At 68.1% G+C, this 304-nt stretch carries 1 protein-coding gene; it reads left to right on the top strand.

Annotated features, from left to right (window positions below; translation table 11 throughout):
• Positions 1 to 163 precede the first annotated feature (163 nt).
• A partial coding sequence (locus tag FLQ44_RS25165) for an adenylyltransferase/cytidyltransferase family protein (protein WP_147696166.1) occupies positions 164 to 304 on the top strand: 141 nt, incomplete at its 3' end.

The raw sequence follows: 304 nt of genomic DNA, 5'->3' as shown, positions 1-304 counted from the left end.
GATTGCAGCGCCCCCTTTCCCGCGAAAGGCGTAGCGCCCCTGTAGCCCGCCGCTGCCGCCGCGGCGCCGACCAATGCGCTGCGCTTGAACATTCCCGCGAAAGGCGTAGTCTGGGTCCCACGCCGCCGGACCGACCAGCGGTACCAACGCCAGAGGGATCCTCATGGACTTCGACTACGTGGTCTTCATTGGCCGCTTCGAGCCGTTCCACAACGGCCATCTCGCCGTCGCCCGTCACGCCCTGCGTCTGCTCCGGGGCACTGCCGACGGAAGCCCCCAAACCAGAAGCACACCCGCCAAGCCG

This window comes from Vogesella mureinivorans (assembly GCF_007644035.1).
Classification (GTDB): Bacteria; Pseudomonadota; Gammaproteobacteria; order Burkholderiales; family Chromobacteriaceae; genus Vogesella; species Vogesella mureinivorans.
This window is presented reverse-complemented; position numbering and strand designations above follow the sequence as displayed.